Here is a 16,483-nt window from a genome sequence, read left to right on the forward strand (position 1 = left end):
AGTGATCGCGGGCCTCTACCCGGCGATCCGCGCCTCCCGCCTCCACCCGACCGTGGCACTGAACGCGACATGAGGCAGCGGCGTACGGGGTGCCCGGTCCGTGCTCCGCGCCCTTCTCGGCATTCCAGGTCGCGCCCAGGATGCCGGACCCGCCGCAAGGGTTCCGTCCTCGAACGCCGGACAGGCCGGAGAACGCCCGTGGCCCCCGCCCCCGAACTCTCGGGGGCGGGGGCCACGGGCGGGCCGGCAGACCGTCAGGACGTTGTGAGCGGGCGGATCGCGGTCGGTGCGTGGGACGGGTCCGTCGCGATGTCCTCGAACTCGTTGACGGACGCGATATCCGTACCGCTCATCGCAATGTTCGTCACGCGCTCCAGGAGCGCCTCGACCACCACCGGGACCCGGAACTCCGCAGCCAACTTCTTCGCCTCCTCGAAGGCCGGCAGCAGCTGTTCCGGCTCGGTGACGCGGATCGCCTTGCAGCCCAGGCCCTCGACGACCTTGACGTGATCGACGCCGTAGACGCCGATCTCCGGCGAGTTGAGGTTCTCGAACTCCAGGTTGACCTGGAAGTCGATGTCGAAGTTGCGCTGCGCCTGGCGGATCAGTCCCAGGTAGGAGTTGTTCACCAGGACATGAACGTATGGGATGCGGTGCTGCGCACCGACCGCCAGCTCCTCCAGCATGAACTGGAAGTCGTAGTCGCCGGAGAGCGCGACGACGGAGCCGTCCGGGTCGGCCGTGGCGACGCCCAGCGCGGCCGGGATGGTCCAGCCGAGCGGGCCCGCCTGGCCGCAGTTGATCCAGTGGCGTGGCCGGTAGACGTGCAGCATCTGCGCACCGGCGATCTGGGAGAGGCCGATCGTGGTGACGTACCGGGTCTCGGGGCCGAAGGCCCGGTTCATCTCCTCGTACACCCGCTGCGGCTTCAGCGGCACGTTGTCGAAGTGTGTACGGCGCTGCAGCTCGGCCCGGCGTTCCTGGGTGGACGCGGCCCACTCCGAGCGGTCCTTGAGCTTTCCGGCCGCCTTCAGCTCGCGCGCCACCTCGACGAACAGTTCCAGCGCGGCCTTGGCGTCGGAGGCGATGCCGAGGTCGGGGGCGAAGATCTTGCCGAGCTGGGTGGGCTCGATGTCCACGTGGACGAAGGTGCGGCCCCGGGTGTAGACGTCCAGCTTGCCGGTGTGGCGATTGGCCCAGCGGTTGCCGATGCCGAGGACGAAGTCGGACTCCAGGAAGTTCGCGTTGCCGTAGCGGTGCGAGGTCTGCAGACCGACCATGCCCGCGTTCAGCGCGTGGTCGTCGGCGATGATGCCCCAGCCCATCAGGGTCGGGACGACCGGGACGCCTGTCAACTCGGCGAATTCCACCAGGAGTTCGGACGCGTCGGCGTTGATGACGCCGCCGCCCGCGACGAGCAGCGGGCGCTCGGAGGCGTTCAGCATCTCCAGGGCTCGCTCGATCTGCTTGCGGGTCGCGGCGGGCTTGTGCACCGGCAGCGGCTCGTACAGGTCCGGGTCGAACTCGATCTCGGTGAGCTGGACATCGATGGGCAGATCGATGAGGACCGGACCGGGGCGGCCGGTGCGCATCAGGTGGAAGGCCTGCTGGAAGACACCCGGGACCTGGGCGGCCTCGAGGACGGTCGTCGCGGCCTTGGTGACGGGCGCCGCGATCGAGGCGATGTCGACCGCCTGGAAGTCCTCCTTGTGGAGCACGGCCGTCGGGGCCTGCCCGGTGATGCAGAGGATCGGGATGGAGTCGGCGATGGCGGAGTAGAGGCCGGTGATCATGTCGGTGCCGGCCGGCCCCGACGTACCGATGCAGACGCCGATGTTGCCCGGGCGCGCCCGGGTGTAGCCCTCCGCCATGTGGGAGGCGCCCTCGACATGGCGGGCGAGCGTGTGATGAACCCCGCCGGAGGCCTTGAGGGCCGCGTAGAAGGGGTTGATCGCCGCGCCCGGCACACCGAACGCGTTGCTGACGCCTTCGCGCTTGAGGATCTCAACTGCCGCTCGGGCAGCGGTCATTCGAGGCATTGAGTGCTCCTGCTCGGACCTGGTGGAGTCGGGCTCTGTCGCGCCACCTGAGAGCACCAATTCCGCATTAATTCCGCATTGCGGAAATTTGATTCTGTTATACGGAAGTCAATCTAAAGCGCGGCCGGGCGACCGTCAAGAGAGCGGGCGTGGGGCGACCGATGCGCGCACCGGTCCACGAAATGCGCCAAGTCACTCCCCAGGACCTCGCTCTTGGTGGACGATGGGATACGGAGCGGAGTCGGCCCGCATCGGTCGGCGCCGGCGCGCTTCGGTGCGCCGAGGTGACCCGTCGCAAGGGCGCGCAAGAGGGAGTTCATGGTGGAGTCGGTGCCGGTACGCTGCCCGGCCTGCCGCCGCGACCACACGTACAGCCCGCCGGTCTATCCCTGCCCGTGCGGTGCGCCGACCGCCCCGCCCGTGCTGCGCGGCGCCCCGGTCGCACCGATCACGCACCGCACCTGGAACGACGACTGGGTGACGGTGCACTGTCGCATCTGCGGGCGCCACGACCAGTGGCCGCAGCCGGAGCTGTGCTGCCCGTGCGGGACGGTGCTGCGGATACCGGTCCGGCCGGTGACGGAAACCGATGGCACCCCCGGTCCCGCCGACGGGACCCGGCCCGACCGGCCGTCCCACATTCCGCTGCCGCGTACGGCGCCGCCGCCCCGGCCGGCGTTCCAGCCCCTGCCGATCCGTACCGCACACGATGCGGTCGCGAGCGCCGCCCTGTATCTGAAGTGGCTGGGCTACCAGGATGTCGTACAGTCGGCGGAGCGCTCCCCCGCGCGGATCGATCTGCGGGCCACCGGGCTGATCGCACAGGTCGACGCGGTCTCCCGGCCGACCGTCCTGCGCGACGTCGAGTGCCTCTGGCTGAACGCGCTGAGCGCATCGGTCACGAGCGTGTTCTTCTCGCTCGCGGGGTACGCGCAGGACGCCGAAGCGCGCGCGGACGGCCTCGGCATCCCGCTGTTCGTCATGGACCGCACGGGAACACCGCAGCCGGTCAACGGCCCCGCGGACGAGCTGATCAGCACCGGCGCCTGAGCCCGGGCGCCATACTGGCCGTATGCGTATCCGTACCGCCCGCCGCTCCGACCTTCCGCTGCTTCAGGACATCGAGCGCGCCGCCGGCGAACCGTTCCGCGCGCTCGGTATGTCCGCCATCGCGGACGACGATCCCCCGCCGCTCGGACTGCTGGACGACTACCGCCGGGCCGGCCGCGCCTGGGTGGCCGCCGACCCCGCCGACCGCCCGGTCGGCTACTTGATCGCCGACCCGGTCGACGGCGCGGCCCACATCGAACAGGTCTCCGTCCATCCGTCCGCCGCACGACGCGGTCTGGGCAGCACGCTCATCGACCACCTCACCGGGTGGGCGCACGAGCGGCAGCTCGGCGCACTGACGCTGACGACCTTCTCCCACGTCCCGTGGAACGCGCCGTACTACGCCCGCCTCGGCTTCCGCACGCTGAGCGAGGCCGAACTCACCGACGGGCTGAGGAAGATCAGGGCGGAGGAGGCGGAACACGGCCTGGACCGCTGGCCGAGGGTCTGCATGCGGCGCGAGATCCCGCGCGCCGGGCACGACCCGCGCCTCAGCGGAACCAACCGACAACAGTGAGTGCAATCGGTCACGTTCGGGCCGAGGGCCACAAATGTTCGGCCGGTTGTCAGTGTTGGGCCTTAAGGTAGGGAACATGGCTTTAACTCCACGGCACACACCACTTGTCGACCCGTTGCGCACGACCCGACCGACGTCCCCGTCCGCCGCCGAGGCGAACGAGGCGATACGGGCCCTGGTCGACGCGCGCGCCGGACAGGACTGGTCCTCCGTGGAGTCCGCCGCCTACGAAGTGCTGCTGATCGAATGGGCGGCCGCGACCCGGGGCGTTGCCGGCGACATCATCGAGGCCGCCTGACAACGCCCGGGGCGATCCGGTCCTACTGCCCGTAGCCCTCCCGCAGTTCGATCTTCCGGACCTTCCCGCTGACCGTCATCGGGAAGGTCTCCAGGATCTGCAGCCGCCGCGGGATCTTGTAGTGCGCCAGCTGTCCACGGCAGTAGCCCGTCACCTCTTCCAGGGTCGGCGGGCTCGCCGGGTTTCTCGGGATGACGCAGGCGAGGACCTCTTCGCCGTAGGTGTCGTCCGGTATGCCCACCACCTGCACATCCGCGATCTTCGGGTGGCCGTAGAGGAACTCCTCGATCTCCCGCGGATATACGTTCTCCCCACCGCGGATGATCATGTCCTTGATCCGGCCGACGATCTGTACGTAGCCGTCCTCCCGCATCACCGCGAGGTCCCCGGTGTGCATCCAGCGGCCCGCGTCGATCGCCTCCGCGGTGCGCTCGGGCTGTTCCCAGTAGCCGAGCATCACGCTGTAGCCGCGGGTGCGGAGTTCGCCCGCCGCACCGCGCTCCAGGGTCACGCCGGTCACCGGGTCGACGACCTTGACCTCGATGTGCGGCATGACGCGGCCGACGGTGCCGGTGCGGCGCTCCAGGTCGTCGTCGCGGCGGGTCTGGGTGGAGACCGGAGAGGTCTCCGTCATGCCGTAGCAGATGGACACCTCGTCCATGTGCATCTCGGCGACGACCCGCTTCATCACCTCGACCGGGCAGGGCGATCCGGCCATGATGCCGGTACGCAGCGAGGAGAGGTCGTACGAGGCGAAGTCGGGGAGGTTCAGCTCCGCGATGAACATGGTGGGGACGCCGTAGAGCGAGGTGCAGCGCTCCTGTTGAACGGCGGCGAGCACGGCGGCCGCCTCGAAGGCGGGGGCCGGGATCACGATGCAGGCACCGTGCGAGGTGATGCCGAGGTTGCCCATGACCATGCCGAAGCAGTGCGAGAAGGGGACGGGCAGACAGACCCGGTCCTGTTCGGTGTAGGCGACCAGCTCCCCCACGAAGTAGCCGTTGTTGAGGATGTTGTGGTGGGAGAGGGTGGCGCCCTTGGGGAAGCCGGTGGTGCCGGAGGTGTACTGGATGTTGATCGGATCGTCGCAGGACAACTCGGCTTCCCGGGCCTCGAGTTGCCCGGCGGCCACAGATCCGCACAAAGCCAGCAGCCTGTCCCAGGACGGGTCACCGATGTAGTGCACGGCGCGCAGGTCGGGGCAGCCCGCGCGGACCTGGTCGACCAGGGCGCGGAAGTCGCTGGTGCGGTGCGAGAGCGAGGAGACCAGCAGCGAGATCCCGGCCTGCTTCAGCACGTACTCCAGCTCGTGCGCCCGGTAGGCCGGGTTGATGTTGACCATGACGGCGCCGATGCGGGCTGTGGCGTACTGCACGAGCACCCACTCGGGGCAGTTGATCGCCCAGATCCCGACCCGGTCCCCCTTGGCCACCCCCGACGCCATCAGCGCACGCGCCAGCTCGTCGACCGCCACGCCGAATTCGGCGTACGTCCAGCGTCGCCCCGATACGACGTCGACGAGCGCCTCGCGCTCACCGAACGCCTCGATGGCGCGGTCGAGATTGCTTCCGATGGTGTCGCCGAGCAGCGCCGTGGTGCCGGTGCCGTGCGCGTAGGACAGCTCGCTCATCGCAGATCCCCCTCGTCGTACTCGGTGCCGGTGCCCTGGGCCGTGCGCTCGCGCAGCTCGATGCGACGGATCTTGCCGGAGACGGTCTTGGGCAGCTCGGCGAACTCCAGCCGCCGGACCCGCTTGTACGGGGCAAGGACCGCCCGGGAGTGCTCGAACAGCACCTTCGCCGTGTCCGGACCGGGCTCCCAGCCCTCCGCGAGCACGATGTACGCCTTCGGCACCGCGAGCCGTACCGGATCGGGGGCCGGGACGACGGCGGCCTCGGCGACCGCCTCGTGCTCCAGCAGGGCGCTCTCCAGCTCGAACGGCGAGATCTTGTAGTCGGATGCCTTGAAGACGTCGTCGGCGCGGCCTACATAGGTGATGTAGCCGTCCTCGTCGCGGGAGCCGATGTCACCGGTGCGGTAGTAACCGCCCGCCATGGCCTCGGCGGTCCGGTCCGGGTCGCCGTGGTAGCCGGTCATCAGACCCACCGGACGGTCCGACAGATCGAGGGAGATCTCGCCCTCGGCCGCGCCGGGCTCACCGGTGACCGGGTCGAGGAGCTCGACCTTGAATCCGGGGCTGGGCCGGCCCATCGACCCGGCCTTCAGCAACTGGCCGGGGGTGTTGGCGACCTGGACGGCGGTCTCTGTCTGGCCGAAGCCGTCCCGGATGGTGACGCCCCAGGTGCGCCGCACCGTCTCGATGACCTCCGGGTTGAGTGGCTCACCGGCCGCGACGACCTCTCGCGGCGGGGTCTTCAGCTGGGAGAGGTCGGCCTGGATCAGCATCCGCCAGACGGTGGGCGGGGCGCAGAAGCTGGTGACGCCCGAGCGGTCCATCTCGGCCATCAGCCGGCCCGCGTCGAAGCGGGTGTAGTTGAAGATGAAGACGGTCGCCTCGGCGCTCCAGGGCGCGAAGAGATTCGACCAGGCGTGCTTGGCCCAGCCGGGCGAGGAGATGTTGAGGTGGACGTCCCCGGGCTTGAGGCCGATCCAGTACATCGTCGACAAGTGGCCCACGGGGTAGGAGACATGGGTGTGCTCGACCAGCTTGGGGCTGGCGGTCGTGCCGGAGGTGAAGTAGAGCATCAGCGGCTCGTCGGCGTCGGTCTCCCGGTCCGCCCCGAAGGTCTCCGGCCGATCGTCGGCGCCGGTGTACGACCGCCAGCCGGGCACGTCGGCGCCGACCGAGATCCGGGTGTAGTCGCCGGGCACCTCGTCGAACTTGGCGGTGTCGGTGTCCCGTACCAGGACGTGCCGGACCCGGCCGCGCTCCACCCGGTCGCGCAGATCGACCGGGCCGAGGAGCGGGGTGGCGGGGATGACCACGGCGCGCAGCTTCATCGCGGCCAGCGCCGTCTCCCACAGCTCGACCTGGTTGCCGAGCATCACGAGGATGCGGTCCCCGGCGCGTACCCCTTGGGCGCGAAGCCAGTTCGCGGCCTGGTTGGAGCGGGCGGACATCCGGGCGAAGGACACCTCGGTGCGGCCGCCGTCCTCCTCCACGATGTGCAGGGCGGTGCGGTCGTTGTTCTCGGCGATGGCATCGAACCAGTCGAGCGCCCAGTTGAAATGGTCGGTCCGGGGCCAGCGGAAGCCCTCGTAGGCCGCGTGATAGTCCTCGCGGTGCTGCAGCAGAAAGTCCCGGGCGGCCCGGAACGTCTCCGTTGCGCTGATTGCCGACATGTGCCCTCCTCATTGCGGACCGGACCGGTCACTTGGACCGACCGGCAAATGGGGGGCGGCGTCACGGGGCCGGGCACGCATATCTGCGGCGTTGTCGTCACTCACCATGGCTCCGCCATGCATCGATCCTCCGCCTTGCAGCTGCACGCGCCCAGCCCCGCTCCTTCTCCCACACCCCATTTGCCGGTCGGTCTTAACATCATGTAAACAGTGACCCAGGTCTCACCACCCCCGAACGGGGGTGCAGCAGGCGGAGGCTGCCGAGCCTCCGGAGCCGGGCAGAGGGGCGTCAACGTGCCGGAATCCGTCGATGCGGTCGAGATGCAGGCAGCGCTGCTGCGGCTGCGCCGGACCAGTGGGCTGCCCGTGGCCTTCGGCGGGCTGCTCTCGGATGCCCGGCACGCCCGGATCGCCGAGCTGAACGGGGCGCAGACCGCCGCCCTGCGCGGTCTGGTCATCTCGGCGGGCAGCGGGCTCGGCGGCAAGTCGATCGCCCTGGCCCGGCCGTGCGCGGTGACCGACTACCGCTCCTCGCGCCACATCAGCCACGAGTACGACGTGGCGGTGGCGGCGGAGGGCCTGCGCTCGGTGGTCGCGGTGCCCGTCGTCGTACGGCGCAAGGTGCGCGGTGTGCTGTACGGGGCGCTGCGCGAGCCGGTCTCGCTCGGGGACCGTACGTTCGACGCGGCGGTCGCCGCTGCCCGCGATGTGGAACAGGCCCTGGTCGTACGGGACGAGGTGCAGCAGCTCCTGGCCGTGACCCGGGAACAGCTCACGGACCCGAGGGCCGCGCCGGAGGCGTGGGAGGACGTCCGCGAGGCCCATCGTGAACTGCGCGCCCTGGTGCCGAAGGTCGTAAACCCGGCGCTGCGCGACGAGTTGCTCTCGGTGTGCAGACGGCTCGCCTCTGCGGCCGGTGCCCGCGCGCCGCAGCCCTGCGGGGTGCACCTGGCGCCGCGCGAGGTGGACGTGCTGGCCTGTGTGGCAGCGGGGACGACGAACGCCGTGGCGGCGCAGCGGCTGGGGCTGCGGTCGGAGACGGTGAAGGGGTATCTGCGTTCGGCGATGCGCAAGCTGGGTGCGCACACACGTCTGGAGGCGGTGGTGGCGGCGCGGCGGGCGGGGCTGCTGCCGTAGCGCGACGGCGGGAGCTCACCGTTCGAAGTCGACGAACGTCGTGAACCGGATGTCATATCCGTTCGCGTCGGTGCCCGCTGTCGCCATGGTGCGGAGCATCCGCACGGCCTCTTCCGTGACGGCGTCTCGATCGGCCCCGCTCAGCCTGCCGAGCGGTTGCACGGTGAGGGTCGTCGCCCCGTATCCGGCGGCGTTACCGGTACCGCCGCCGAGCCGCCAGATCGCCGCGAGGAATCCGTCGACCAGCACCGTGCCGTACGCCTGATTGCCGTTCCCGTTGCGCCCCCGGTACTGCGGCGGGATGACGCGCGTACGGTCCGCATGGCCGAGCAGCACATTGTCGAACTCGGGCAGGAAACGCGGCGGGGCGGGGGTGTCCTCGTCGGGGCGTGGAGCGTCCGGCAGGTCGAAGAGTTCGACGCCGTTCTCGTCCCGGAAGGTGATGAGCTGCGGCCGCAGCCGTTCGAAGACCTCTCGCAGGCGGGTCAGTCCGGCCCACGTCTGCATGTCCTGCACGGAGGCGGGCCCGAAGGCCCCGAGATAGCGCAGCACGGTGGCGTCCGGTGCGGGGACCGGCTCCGACGGGCTGCCGAGCCAGTGTTCGGCGGTGGTCAGCGCGACCCGGCCGCTCTTTCCCCACACCCCCCGCGGGGTGACCTGGACCAGCGGCAGCAGACAGCGGGCGGCCACACCCAGTGCCTGCGGGTCGGCGTGGGGCCACTCGGTGAGCAGCGCCTCGCGGATCTCCTTGGGGGTGCGGGGCCGCTCCTCGACGAGTTGCCTGCCGACCGCCCCGAGCCGGTTCAGGTCCACCCCGGCGAGCCCCTTGCTGAACGTCCTGAGCTCCCGGTCGCGCGCCGCCTGGACGAGCGGGCGCAGGGTGAGCGCGTCGGCGGCCGTGTGCAGGTGGATGGTGGAGCGCATGGTGACGATACGGACCACCTCGCGGGACTCCATCAGCCCGGCGAGCTCGGCCGGGTCGAACCCGTCGAGGCGCGCGAAGAGCTGGTGGTACGGCGGCTTGGTGTTCTGCGCCTGGAGGCCTACCAGATGCCCGACGGCCTCCTTCGCGGACATCGCGGTCCGGCGCAGCAACAACTGACGCTCCAGCGTGGCGCGGCCCAGCGTGCGCGGGGAGAGCACGGCGGGTGCTGTGGGGTTCTTCGTCGCGGCCATGGACGGCACGCTACGCGGGCTTGCGGACATCTTCGGTCCTCATCGGGTGATGTGCTCAGATCCGCACGCCCGCCATGCCGCCGCCCCCGCAGGACCCCGGATCGTGGGCCCGCCACCCGCATCATGGGTTGGTGATCAGTGTCCTGTTCGCCATCCTGACCGCGATCAGCAACGGCGCAGCCTCCGTTCTCCAGCGCCGCGCAGCCCGCACCGTGCCCGACAGCGAGGCGATGCGGCTGGCGCTGATCGGACATCTGCTGCGCCGGAGGGTGTGGCTCGCCGGGATCGGCCTGGTGATCGTCGCGGCCGTCTGCCAGGCCGTGGCGCTGGCCACCGGGCCGATCGCCCTGGTCCAGCCGATCTTTGTGATCGAGCTGCCGGCCACACTGCTGATGGCCGGGTTCGTTCTGCGGGTCCGTATCCCCCGGCAGATCTGGTACGCGGTGGCGGCCGTGACGCTGGGGCTGGCCCTCGGCATGGCCTCCGCGGCCCCGGGGGGCGGCAGCACGTCCGTGCGGGGAGCTACCTGGATCACGGCGCTGATCGTGACCGGAATCTTCGAGGCCGCACTGATCGGCACGGCCCTGAGCACGCGAGGCAACCCCCGGGGCGCACTGCTCGGCCTCGCCGCCGCATGCGGGTATGCCCTGACGGCCGCACTCATGAAGGACGCCATGGCACGGCTCGAAGGGGGCGGTGGAGCGGTGGCGCTCTTGACGTCCTGGCAGCTGTACGCCACCGCCGCGGCCGGAGTGGGCGCGCTGTTCCTCCTCCAGAACGCCCTCCAGGCGGGCATGCTGGTCGCCGTCCAGCCGCCGCTGACCCTCGGTGACGCGCTGATCAGCGTCCTGTACGGGGTGACATTGTTCGGCGAGGAACTGCGCACCGGGTGGTGGGTGCTGCCCGAACTGGTCGCGCTCACCCTGATCACGGTGGGCTGCATCGAGCTGGCCCGCTCCCCGCTGGCGTCCGGAACCGCGCCCCCGCCCGCACGCAAGCTCAGGTGAGCCTGCCGCCGCCCCGCCAAAGGCCCTCGCCCCGGTCCGGGCGATTCCCCGCCACAGGGTCGCGCCGCCCGGCCGTGCAGGGCTATTCTCCGGTCGAGCCATGTGTGGCAAACGGGCAAGGGGCCCGGTTCTTTCTTGGGGGTTGGTGTGGTTTCTGGTCGCGTGGTGCGGTTCGACGGCGCACGGGGATATGGCTTCATCTCACCCGATCACGGCGGTGAGGATGTGTTTCTCCATGTGAACGACATGTTGATCCCCGAGTCCTATGTGCACACGGGTACGGCGGTCGAGTTCGAGATCGAGGACGGTGACCGCGGGCTGAAGGCCTCGTCCGTCCGGCTCGCCGAGGGTCCCGACGGGAAGCCGCTGACTCCTCCGAGGCCCGCCTCGGTCAGCGTTTCCGGGTCGGCGGACGACGACACCTTGTGTGATGTGCTCAGTGCGGCCGAGTACACCAAGGAGGTGACCGACGTACTGCTCGAGTCGGCACCGTCACTGACCGGGGCTCAGATCCTGCAGGTCCGGGGCGGGTTGCTGCAGTTCGCCAAGAACCACGGCTGGACCGAGGGCTGACGGGGCGGCGCCGGCGCCGGCCCGCCTTCCTGTAGTGCCGGGGCCCGTCCGGTCATGATCCGCCGGACGGGCCCCAGCCCTTTCAGGCGCTCGGTTCCCGCACGACCAGCGGGGTGCCGAGCACCTGGTGTCCACCGCTGGCCAGCATGCGCACCTCTCCCCGGTCGCTGATCTCCGCGCGTATGATTCCGGTCTCGTCCTCGTAGATCGGGTATCCACCCGCCCCCGACTGCGCCGTCCGCCGGACGATCACCGTGTCGTCCTCCACGGCGGACGCCTGAAATACCAACTGGTAGCTCTCCGGGTAATCCATGGCGCTTCTCCCGATACGGAATGGGGCGGGGCATGCTCCGCCTGCACCTTCCATCGTCCCTCGGACCGGCCTGCCGCGCCCGGGCAGCGGCTCACGGCTGCGGGCTCACGCCCGGGCCACTTATCCTGAACCCATACGGGCGGTTCGACGGCACTCGGGCGCTTACCGAATACATGCCCCCCTTTCTCCCGAGTCGCGTGCGCGGCAGGCACAACCGGGACCCCGAAACCGGGAAGGGACACACCATGAAGGATGCCGACATGGGAGACGATGTCTACCAGCCCCAACAGCCTGAGGCCTCCGACCCCGCCGAGCAGCTCGACATCGAGGACACCCTGGACAACCGGGGGCTGACCGACCTTCTCGATGAGGGCTACTCCCCGCCCGAGCGACCGTGGGCGGTGGAGGATCTGGGCACCACGGCCGCCGAACAGCACAGTGGCGAGCCGCTGGAGGGACGCCTGGCACGGGAGCTGCCCGATGTCACCGAAGCCGACGGCGACGACCTGGGAGACCTGTCCGACGGTGACGGCGAACTCTGGGACGCGGAGGTCGGTACGGTACGGGCCGGCCGACTGACCCGGCAGCTGGACATCAACGAGCCGGACACCTTGGCGGCCGAGGACGTCGGGATCGACGGAGCGGCAGCATCGGCCGAGGAAGCCGCCATGCATGTCGTCCCGGACAGCCTGGGGTGAGGAGGCGCTTCTTCCCTCTTGCACCGACGCAAGGAATGCATCGGCGGAAATACATTGACGCCAGGAATTCCTCACTTCCGCTTTACTGCGATGTGACAGCTCACCGGCGACGCTCCGACCATGACCTCGGAGGTAATCGACGCCTTCCACGCCATCGGACATCGTGTTCCTCACGAGCACACGGGAGCCCGGCCCCAGGGGCCGGGACGCGAGAGAGGACAGCACGATGACCGCATACGAGGACGCCGTTCAGCGCTACTTCGTCGCCTGGAACGCGGCCACCCCCGAGGACCTGGAGAAGGCCGTGGCGGCCGCCTTCACCGAGAGCGCCACCTATACCGACCCGGTGGCCGACGTGCGTGGCCACGAAGAGCTCACGGCCACGATCAACGGGGCCCATCAGCAGTTCCCCGGTTTCGAGTTCCGGCCGATCGGCACCCCGGACGGACACCACGACATCGTGCGCTTCAGCTGGGAACTGGTCTCCACCGCCGACGGCTCGGCGCCTGTCGCCGGGTCGGACGTGCTCGCACTCGCCGACGACGGACGCATCACTTCGGTCAGCGGCTTCCTCGACCGGGTTCCCGGAGCCTGAGAGCCTGCCGGGAGACAGCCGTCACGTGCGCTCCGCCAGTCCGATGCCGAGATGGCCGTCGCCGCGGTCGACTTTCCCGGACAGCCGGTTGGCGGGGCGCGGGGCCGCGGAACGTTCCGCCGTACCGGCGAAAGGTGCGGTGACCGCGGCCGCCGACGAGCCGGCCGATCGATTGACGCACAGTATCGATTGACGCACAGTCAGGTGCTCGCGCCTGCGCCTGCCGCGTGTTGCCCGCGCATTGCGCTGCCGCGGCGGGCGTCCGGCGCCGCCCCGGAGCCGGCGCCGGACCGCCTCGTCGTCATGCCGGCTCGTCGAGGAACTTCCCGCCCTCCAGAAGGGTCTTGAGCGACGAGAGGATCACGACCCAGCCGCCGCTGACGCCCTCCAGCATCTTGCTGTCCGGGCTGTCGAACCCGTCGTGGGTGATCGTCAGCTTGATGCCCATCTCGGGCTCCTCGGCCGGCTCGATGTCGAAGGTGACCTCGGACCGCTCCTGGACGGCCCTGTCCCACTCCTCGTCCGAGGCGAAGTCGAACATCTGGCGGTGCATGGGCTGCAGGGTGTGCCAGGTGTACGAGAGCCGCTTGCCGGGCTCCGCCTCCAGGACCCGTTGGCCGACCTCCTCGAACTCGCCGTCCGGGTCCATCTTCCAGCGGACCGGCGCGCCGACCTCCCAGGTCGACTCGGGACCGTAACCGCCCATGTAGATCTTGATGAACTCGGGGTCGGTCAGCGCCTGGTAGAGCTTCTCGGCTGTGGTCTGGATGTAGATGACGTAGACGAACTCAGGCTGGTCCATGGCCGTTCCTTCCAGGGTCTGTTCGAGTTGGGACAGCGCGGTCGGGCGGTGGCGTTCGTACCGGCCGATCCAGCGGTCGGCGAGCTCCTGGATCGGCACCGGGTTGAGGTAGTGCAGCTTCTCCCGGCCGTGGCGTACGGCGGTGATCAGCAGCGCCGATTCCAGCACCGCCAGGTGCTTGCTCACCGCCTGCCGGGTCATGTCCAGGCCCTCGCCCAGCTCGCGCAGGGTCTGGCCGCCCCGCGCGTTGAGCCGGTCGAGGAGCTCCCGGCGGCTCGGATCGGCGAGTGCCTTGAATATCGGGTCCATCGCCGCCGTCACGGTCACCATCGCCTGTTCGTGTTCTCAGCCCCTTCGCAGCGTAGGCAACCTTTTGGCTGCATGTCGAGCCGGGGCCGGCCCGACGACACCCCCACACCTCCACACTCCTCGCCCCATCGCTTCCGGGCCGCCGGAACGATTTCTGGAATTAACTTCTGATGTCTTGTCAGGGCTGGTTCTACGCGCATAGCTTTTGCCCTCACCACACTTCGGGAGCAGCCCACCGTGCACATATCCAGACCCCGTTCCGTCCTGCTGGCCGGCGCCGTCGCCGTGACGCTGTTTCTCCGAGGTGTACGGCGGCGGGGGCAACTCGGGCGCGACACTCGCCCGCGACTTCATCGAACTGGCCAATGCCGGTTCCGCCTCGTACGACCTGTCCGGTTTCAGCGTGCAGTATCTGCCGGCCTCTCCTTCCGCCGGTTCGCTGTGGCAGGTCTCCGCACTGAGCGGGTCCGTCGCACCCGGCGGCCGCTACCTCGTCGCCGAGGCCGCGGGCACCGGCGGCACCGTCGCCCTGCCGACGCCGGACACCACCGGCACGGTCGCGATGGCGGCCGGCGGCGGAACCGTCGCGCTGGTCTCCGGCACGACTCCGCTGACCTGCAAGACGGCCGCCGACTGCGCGGCCGACACGCGGATCGTGGATCTCGTCGGCTACGGCTCCGCAGTCGTACGGGAGGGCAGCGGCCCGGCGACGGGGGCATCGAACACCTCCTCGGTGGCGCGCGGTGCGTCCCTCGTCGACACCGACGACAACGCCGCCGACCTCGCCGCGGGCACCCCGACGCCGGTCAACTCGGCCGGTGAGACGTCCGGCGGCTCCGGTCCGGAAGACCCCGGCGGCCCGACCGAACCCGGCACCGTCCGGATCCACGACATCCAGGGCACCACCCGTGTGTCGCCGCTGGAGGGCCGGCCGGTGACCGGTGTCCCCGGCATCGTCACCGGCGTACGGACCACCGGTTCACGCGGCTTCTGGATCCAGGACATCGCGCCGGACACGGACGCCCGTACCGGTGAGGGTGTGTTCGTCCACACCGGCTCCACCGCGCCGGATGTCGCCGTGGGCGACTCGGTGCTGGTCAGCGGCAAGGTGGACGAGTACTACCCGTCGTCGACCACCCAGTCGATCACCGAAATCACCGCCCCGAAGACGACGGTCCTGTCCTCGGGCAACGCGCTGCCGGCCCCGGTCGTGCTCGACGCGGCCTCGGTGCCGGACGCTTACGTCCCCTCGGCGGACGGCGGTTCGATCGACTCGCTGGCCCTCGACCCGTCCGCGTACGCCCTCGACCTCTACGAGTCGCTCGAAGGCACTCGCGTCGAGATCTCCGACACCCGGGTCACAGGTGCGACGACCGCGTACGACGAGGTCTGGGTGAGCGTCAAGCCGGACGAGAACCGGACCCGGCGGGGCGGCACGCTGTACTCCTCCTACGACGACCAGAACACCGGCCGTATCAAGGTGATGTCGCTCGACCCGGCCCGGCCCGTCCCTGTCGCCGACGTGGGCGATGTGCTGTCCGGGGCCACCACCGGTGTCATGGACTACGCGTCGTTCGGCGGCTACAACCTCCAGGCCACCGGGCTCGGCACGCTCACCGACAACCACCTGAGGCGCGAAGCCACCCGGAAGCAGAAGGGCAAAGAGCTCGCCGTCGCCACGTACAACGTGGAGAACCTGGACGCCCTCGACGAGCAGGCCAAGTTCGACACCCTCGCCGGGGGCGTCGCGGTCAGCCTCTCCTCCCCGGACATCGTGTCGCTGGAGGAGATCCAGGACGACAACGGTGCGGTGAACGACGGCACGGTCGGCTCCGAGGCGACGCTGAAGCGGTTCACCGACGCGATCGTCGCCGCGGGCGGTCCGCAGTACGCATGGCGGTACGTCGCCCCCGAGAACGGCAAGGACGGCGGCGAACCCGGCGGCAACATCCGCAACGTCTTCCTCTTCAATCCCAAGAGGGTCGACTTCGTGGACCGCGCGGGCGGCGACGCGACCACCGCCGTGACCGCGGTGAAGACGAAGAAGGGGGTGACGCTCTCGGTGTCGCCCGGCCGGATCGCCCCGACCAGTGACGCGTGGGCCGACAGCCGCAAGCCTCTCGTCGGCGAGTTCCGCTTCCACGGGAAGCCGGTCTTCGTCATCGGCAACCATTTCACGTCCAAGGGCGGCGACCAGCCCCTGCACGGCCGGTACCAGGAGCCGCGGCGCAGCTCGGAGACCAAACGGGTGAAGCAGGCGGCAGAGGTGAACACCTTCGTCAAGTCGCTGCTGGCCGCGGACGATTCGGCCCGGATCATCACGCTCGGCGACCTCAACGACTTCGCCTTCTCCCCGACAATGGACGCGCTGACCAGCGGCGAGGTACTCAAGCCACTGATCACCACGCTGCCTGCGAGCGAGCAGTACAGCTATGTGTACGAGGGCAACTCGCAGACGCTGGACCACATCCTGACCAGCCCCGGCGTCCGCCGCTTCGACTACGACGTGGTGCACATCAACGCGGAGTTCGCCGACCAGGCGAGCGACCACGACCCGCAGATCGTGCGGGTGGACGTCAACGCCCCGGGCCACGGCGGGCACTGAC

General features: G+C 69.8%; 15 protein-coding genes and 1 pseudogene. 9 read left to right on the forward strand and 7 right to left on the reverse strand.

Annotated features, from left to right (window positions below):
• Positions 1–254: 254 nt before the first annotated feature.
• Positions 255–2,030 carry a glyoxylate carboligase gene (gcl, locus tag ACZ7IB_RS34185; RefSeq protein WP_470917926.1) on the reverse strand — a complete coding sequence of 592 codons (1,776 nt, stop codon included), beginning with the start codon at positions 2,028–2,030 and terminating at the stop codon, positions 255–257.
• Positions 2,031–2,360: 330 nt separating this feature from the next.
• Here gcl and ACZ7IB_RS34190 point away from each other — a divergent pair, with 330 nt between their 5' ends.
• The 3 genes from ACZ7IB_RS34190 (at position 2,361) to ACZ7IB_RS34200 (ending at position 3,964) form a co-directional block, all read left to right on the forward strand.
• Entirely contained in the window at positions 2,361–3,089 is a 729-nt protein-coding gene (locus tag ACZ7IB_RS34190) for a hypothetical protein (RefSeq protein WP_470918041.1), read from the forward strand.
• A 22-nt stretch (positions 3,090–3,111) separates the two neighbouring features.
• On the forward strand, positions 3,112–3,666 hold the full coding sequence (locus ACZ7IB_RS34195) for a GNAT family N-acetyltransferase (RefSeq protein WP_470917928.1): 555 nt from the start codon (positions 3,112–3,114) through the stop codon (positions 3,664–3,666).
• 76 nt (positions 3,667–3,742) lie between these two features.
• Positions 3,743–3,964: a hypothetical protein gene (locus tag ACZ7IB_RS34200; protein WP_266356623.1), complete on the forward strand. Its 222-nt coding sequence runs from the start codon at positions 3,743–3,745 to the stop codon at positions 3,962–3,964.
• 22 nt (positions 3,965–3,986) lie between these two features.
• Here ACZ7IB_RS34200 and ACZ7IB_RS34205 read toward each other — a convergent pair whose 3' ends face one another.
• Together ACZ7IB_RS34205 and ACZ7IB_RS34210 are read right to left on the reverse strand one after the other, a co-directional pair.
• Positions 3,987–5,594, reverse strand: a complete 1,608-nt coding sequence (locus ACZ7IB_RS34205) for an AMP-binding protein (RefSeq protein ID WP_470917930.1) — start codon at positions 5,592–5,594, stop codon at positions 3,987–3,989.
• A complete protein-coding gene (locus ACZ7IB_RS34210) occupies positions 5,591–7,267 on the reverse strand; it encodes an AMP-binding protein (protein ID WP_470917932.1) in 1,677 nt (558 codons plus the stop codon). Before ACZ7IB_RS34210 ends, ACZ7IB_RS34205 begins: the two co-directional genes overlap by 4 nt.
• 294 nt (positions 7,268–7,561) lie before the next feature.
• Between ACZ7IB_RS34210 and ACZ7IB_RS34215 the strand changes: the two genes are divergently transcribed.
• Complete coding sequence (locus tag ACZ7IB_RS34215) at positions 7,562–8,404, forward strand: response regulator transcription factor (protein WP_470917934.1); 843 nt, start codon at positions 7,562–7,564, stop codon at positions 8,402–8,404.
• A gap of 15 nt (positions 8,405–8,419) precedes the next feature.
• On the opposite strand, the gene ACZ7IB_RS34220 is transcribed toward ACZ7IB_RS34215, so the two are convergent.
• Entirely contained in the window at positions 8,420–9,580 is a 1,161-nt protein-coding gene (locus tag ACZ7IB_RS34220) for a winged helix DNA-binding domain-containing protein (RefSeq protein WP_470917936.1), read from the reverse strand.
• A gap of 131 nt (positions 9,581–9,711) precedes the next feature.
• Between ACZ7IB_RS34220 and ACZ7IB_RS34225 the strand changes: the two genes are divergently transcribed.
• Positions 9,712–10,587 carry a DMT family transporter gene (locus ACZ7IB_RS34225; RefSeq protein ID WP_470917937.1) on the forward strand — a complete coding sequence of 292 codons (876 nt, stop codon included), beginning with the start codon at positions 9,712–9,714 and terminating at the stop codon, positions 10,585–10,587.
• Between the two features lie 147 nt (positions 10,588–10,734).
• Complete coding sequence (locus ACZ7IB_RS34230) at positions 10,735–11,160, forward strand: cold-shock protein (RefSeq protein ID WP_470917938.1); 426 nt, start codon at positions 10,735–10,737, stop codon at positions 11,158–11,160.
• 82 nt (positions 11,161–11,242) lie between these two features.
• Here the strand turns inward: ACZ7IB_RS34230 and ACZ7IB_RS34235 are convergent, their stop codons facing one another.
• Positions 11,243–11,473 carry a DUF6296 family protein gene (locus tag ACZ7IB_RS34235; protein ID WP_470917940.1) on the reverse strand — a complete coding sequence of 77 codons (231 nt, stop codon included), beginning with the start codon at positions 11,471–11,473 and terminating at the stop codon, positions 11,243–11,245.
• 245 nt (positions 11,474–11,718) lie between these two features.
• Between ACZ7IB_RS34235 and ACZ7IB_RS34240 the strand changes: the two genes are divergently transcribed.
• Both ACZ7IB_RS34240 and ACZ7IB_RS34245 read left to right on the forward strand, forming a co-directional pair.
• Entirely contained in the window at positions 11,719–12,171 is a 453-nt protein-coding gene (locus ACZ7IB_RS34240; RefSeq protein ID WP_383976333.1) for a DUF5709 domain-containing protein, read from the forward strand.
• 226 nt (positions 12,172–12,397) lie between these two features.
• Positions 12,398–12,766 carry a nuclear transport factor 2 family protein gene (locus ACZ7IB_RS34245; RefSeq protein WP_470917942.1) on the forward strand — a complete coding sequence of 123 codons (369 nt, stop codon included), beginning with the start codon at positions 12,398–12,400 and terminating at the stop codon, positions 12,764–12,766.
• Positions 12,767–12,787: 21 nt separating this feature from the next.
• On the opposite strand, the gene ACZ7IB_RS34250 is transcribed toward ACZ7IB_RS34245, so the two are convergent.
• Together ACZ7IB_RS34250 and ACZ7IB_RS34255 are read right to left on the reverse strand one after the other, a co-directional pair.
• Entirely contained in the window at positions 12,788–12,964 is a 177-nt protein-coding gene (locus tag ACZ7IB_RS34250; RefSeq protein WP_470917944.1) for a hypothetical protein, read from the reverse strand.
• 103 nt (positions 12,965–13,067) lie between these two features.
• The gene (locus ACZ7IB_RS34255; RefSeq protein WP_470918043.1) at positions 13,068–13,877 is read right to left on the reverse strand and encodes an ArsR/SmtB family transcription factor; all 810 of its coding nucleotides are present in this window, start codon (positions 13,875–13,877) and stop codon (positions 13,068–13,070) included.
• Positions 13,878–14,114: 237 nt separating this feature from the next.
• On the opposite strand from ACZ7IB_RS34255, the pseudogene ACZ7IB_RS34260 reads away from it, so the two are divergent.
• Positions 14,115–16,482, forward strand: a pseudogene (locus ACZ7IB_RS34260) (endonuclease/exonuclease/phosphatase family protein).
• The last annotated feature ends 1 nt before the right edge of the window (position 16,483 follow it).

The sequence above is a fragment of the Streptomyces sp. NPDC037301 genome, from assembly GCF_055602785.1.

What these genes read in the sequence shown, in the direction of transcription:
- gcl (WP_470917926.1), bottom strand. Translation starts at nt 2,030, where the DNA reads ATGACCGCTGCCCGAGCGGCAGTTGAGATCCTCAAGCGCGAAGGCGTC.
- ACZ7IB_RS34195 (WP_470917928.1), top strand. Translation starts at nt 3,112, where the DNA reads ATGCGTATCCGTACCGCCCGCCGCTCCGACCTTCCGCTGCTTCAGGAC.
- ACZ7IB_RS34200 (WP_266356623.1), top strand. Translation starts at nt 3,743, where the DNA reads ATGGCTTTAACTCCACGGCACACACCACTTGTCGACCCGTTGCGCACG.
- ACZ7IB_RS34205 (WP_470917930.1), bottom strand. Translation starts at nt 5,594, where the DNA reads ATGAGCGAGCTGTCCTACGCGCACGGCACCGGCACCACGGCGCTGCTC.
- ACZ7IB_RS34210 (WP_470917932.1), bottom strand. Translation starts at nt 7,267, where the DNA reads ATGTCGGCAATCAGCGCAACGGAGACGTTCCGGGCCGCCCGGGACTTT.
- ACZ7IB_RS34220 (WP_470917936.1), bottom strand. Translation starts at nt 9,580, where the DNA reads ATGGCCGCGACGAAGAACCCCACAGCACCCGCCGTGCTCTCCCCGCGC.
- ACZ7IB_RS34235 (WP_470917940.1), bottom strand. Translation starts at nt 11,473, where the DNA reads ATGGATTACCCGGAGAGCTACCAGTTGGTATTTCAGGCGTCCGCCGTG.
- ACZ7IB_RS34240 (WP_383976333.1), top strand. Translation starts at nt 11,719, where the DNA reads ATGAAGGATGCCGACATGGGAGACGATGTCTACCAGCCCCAACAGCCT.
- ACZ7IB_RS34245 (WP_470917942.1), top strand. Translation starts at nt 12,398, where the DNA reads ATGACCGCATACGAGGACGCCGTTCAGCGCTACTTCGTCGCCTGGAAC.
- ACZ7IB_RS34255 (WP_470918043.1), bottom strand. Translation starts at nt 13,877, where the DNA reads ATGGACCCGATATTCAAGGCACTCGCCGATCCGAGCCGCCGGGAGCTC.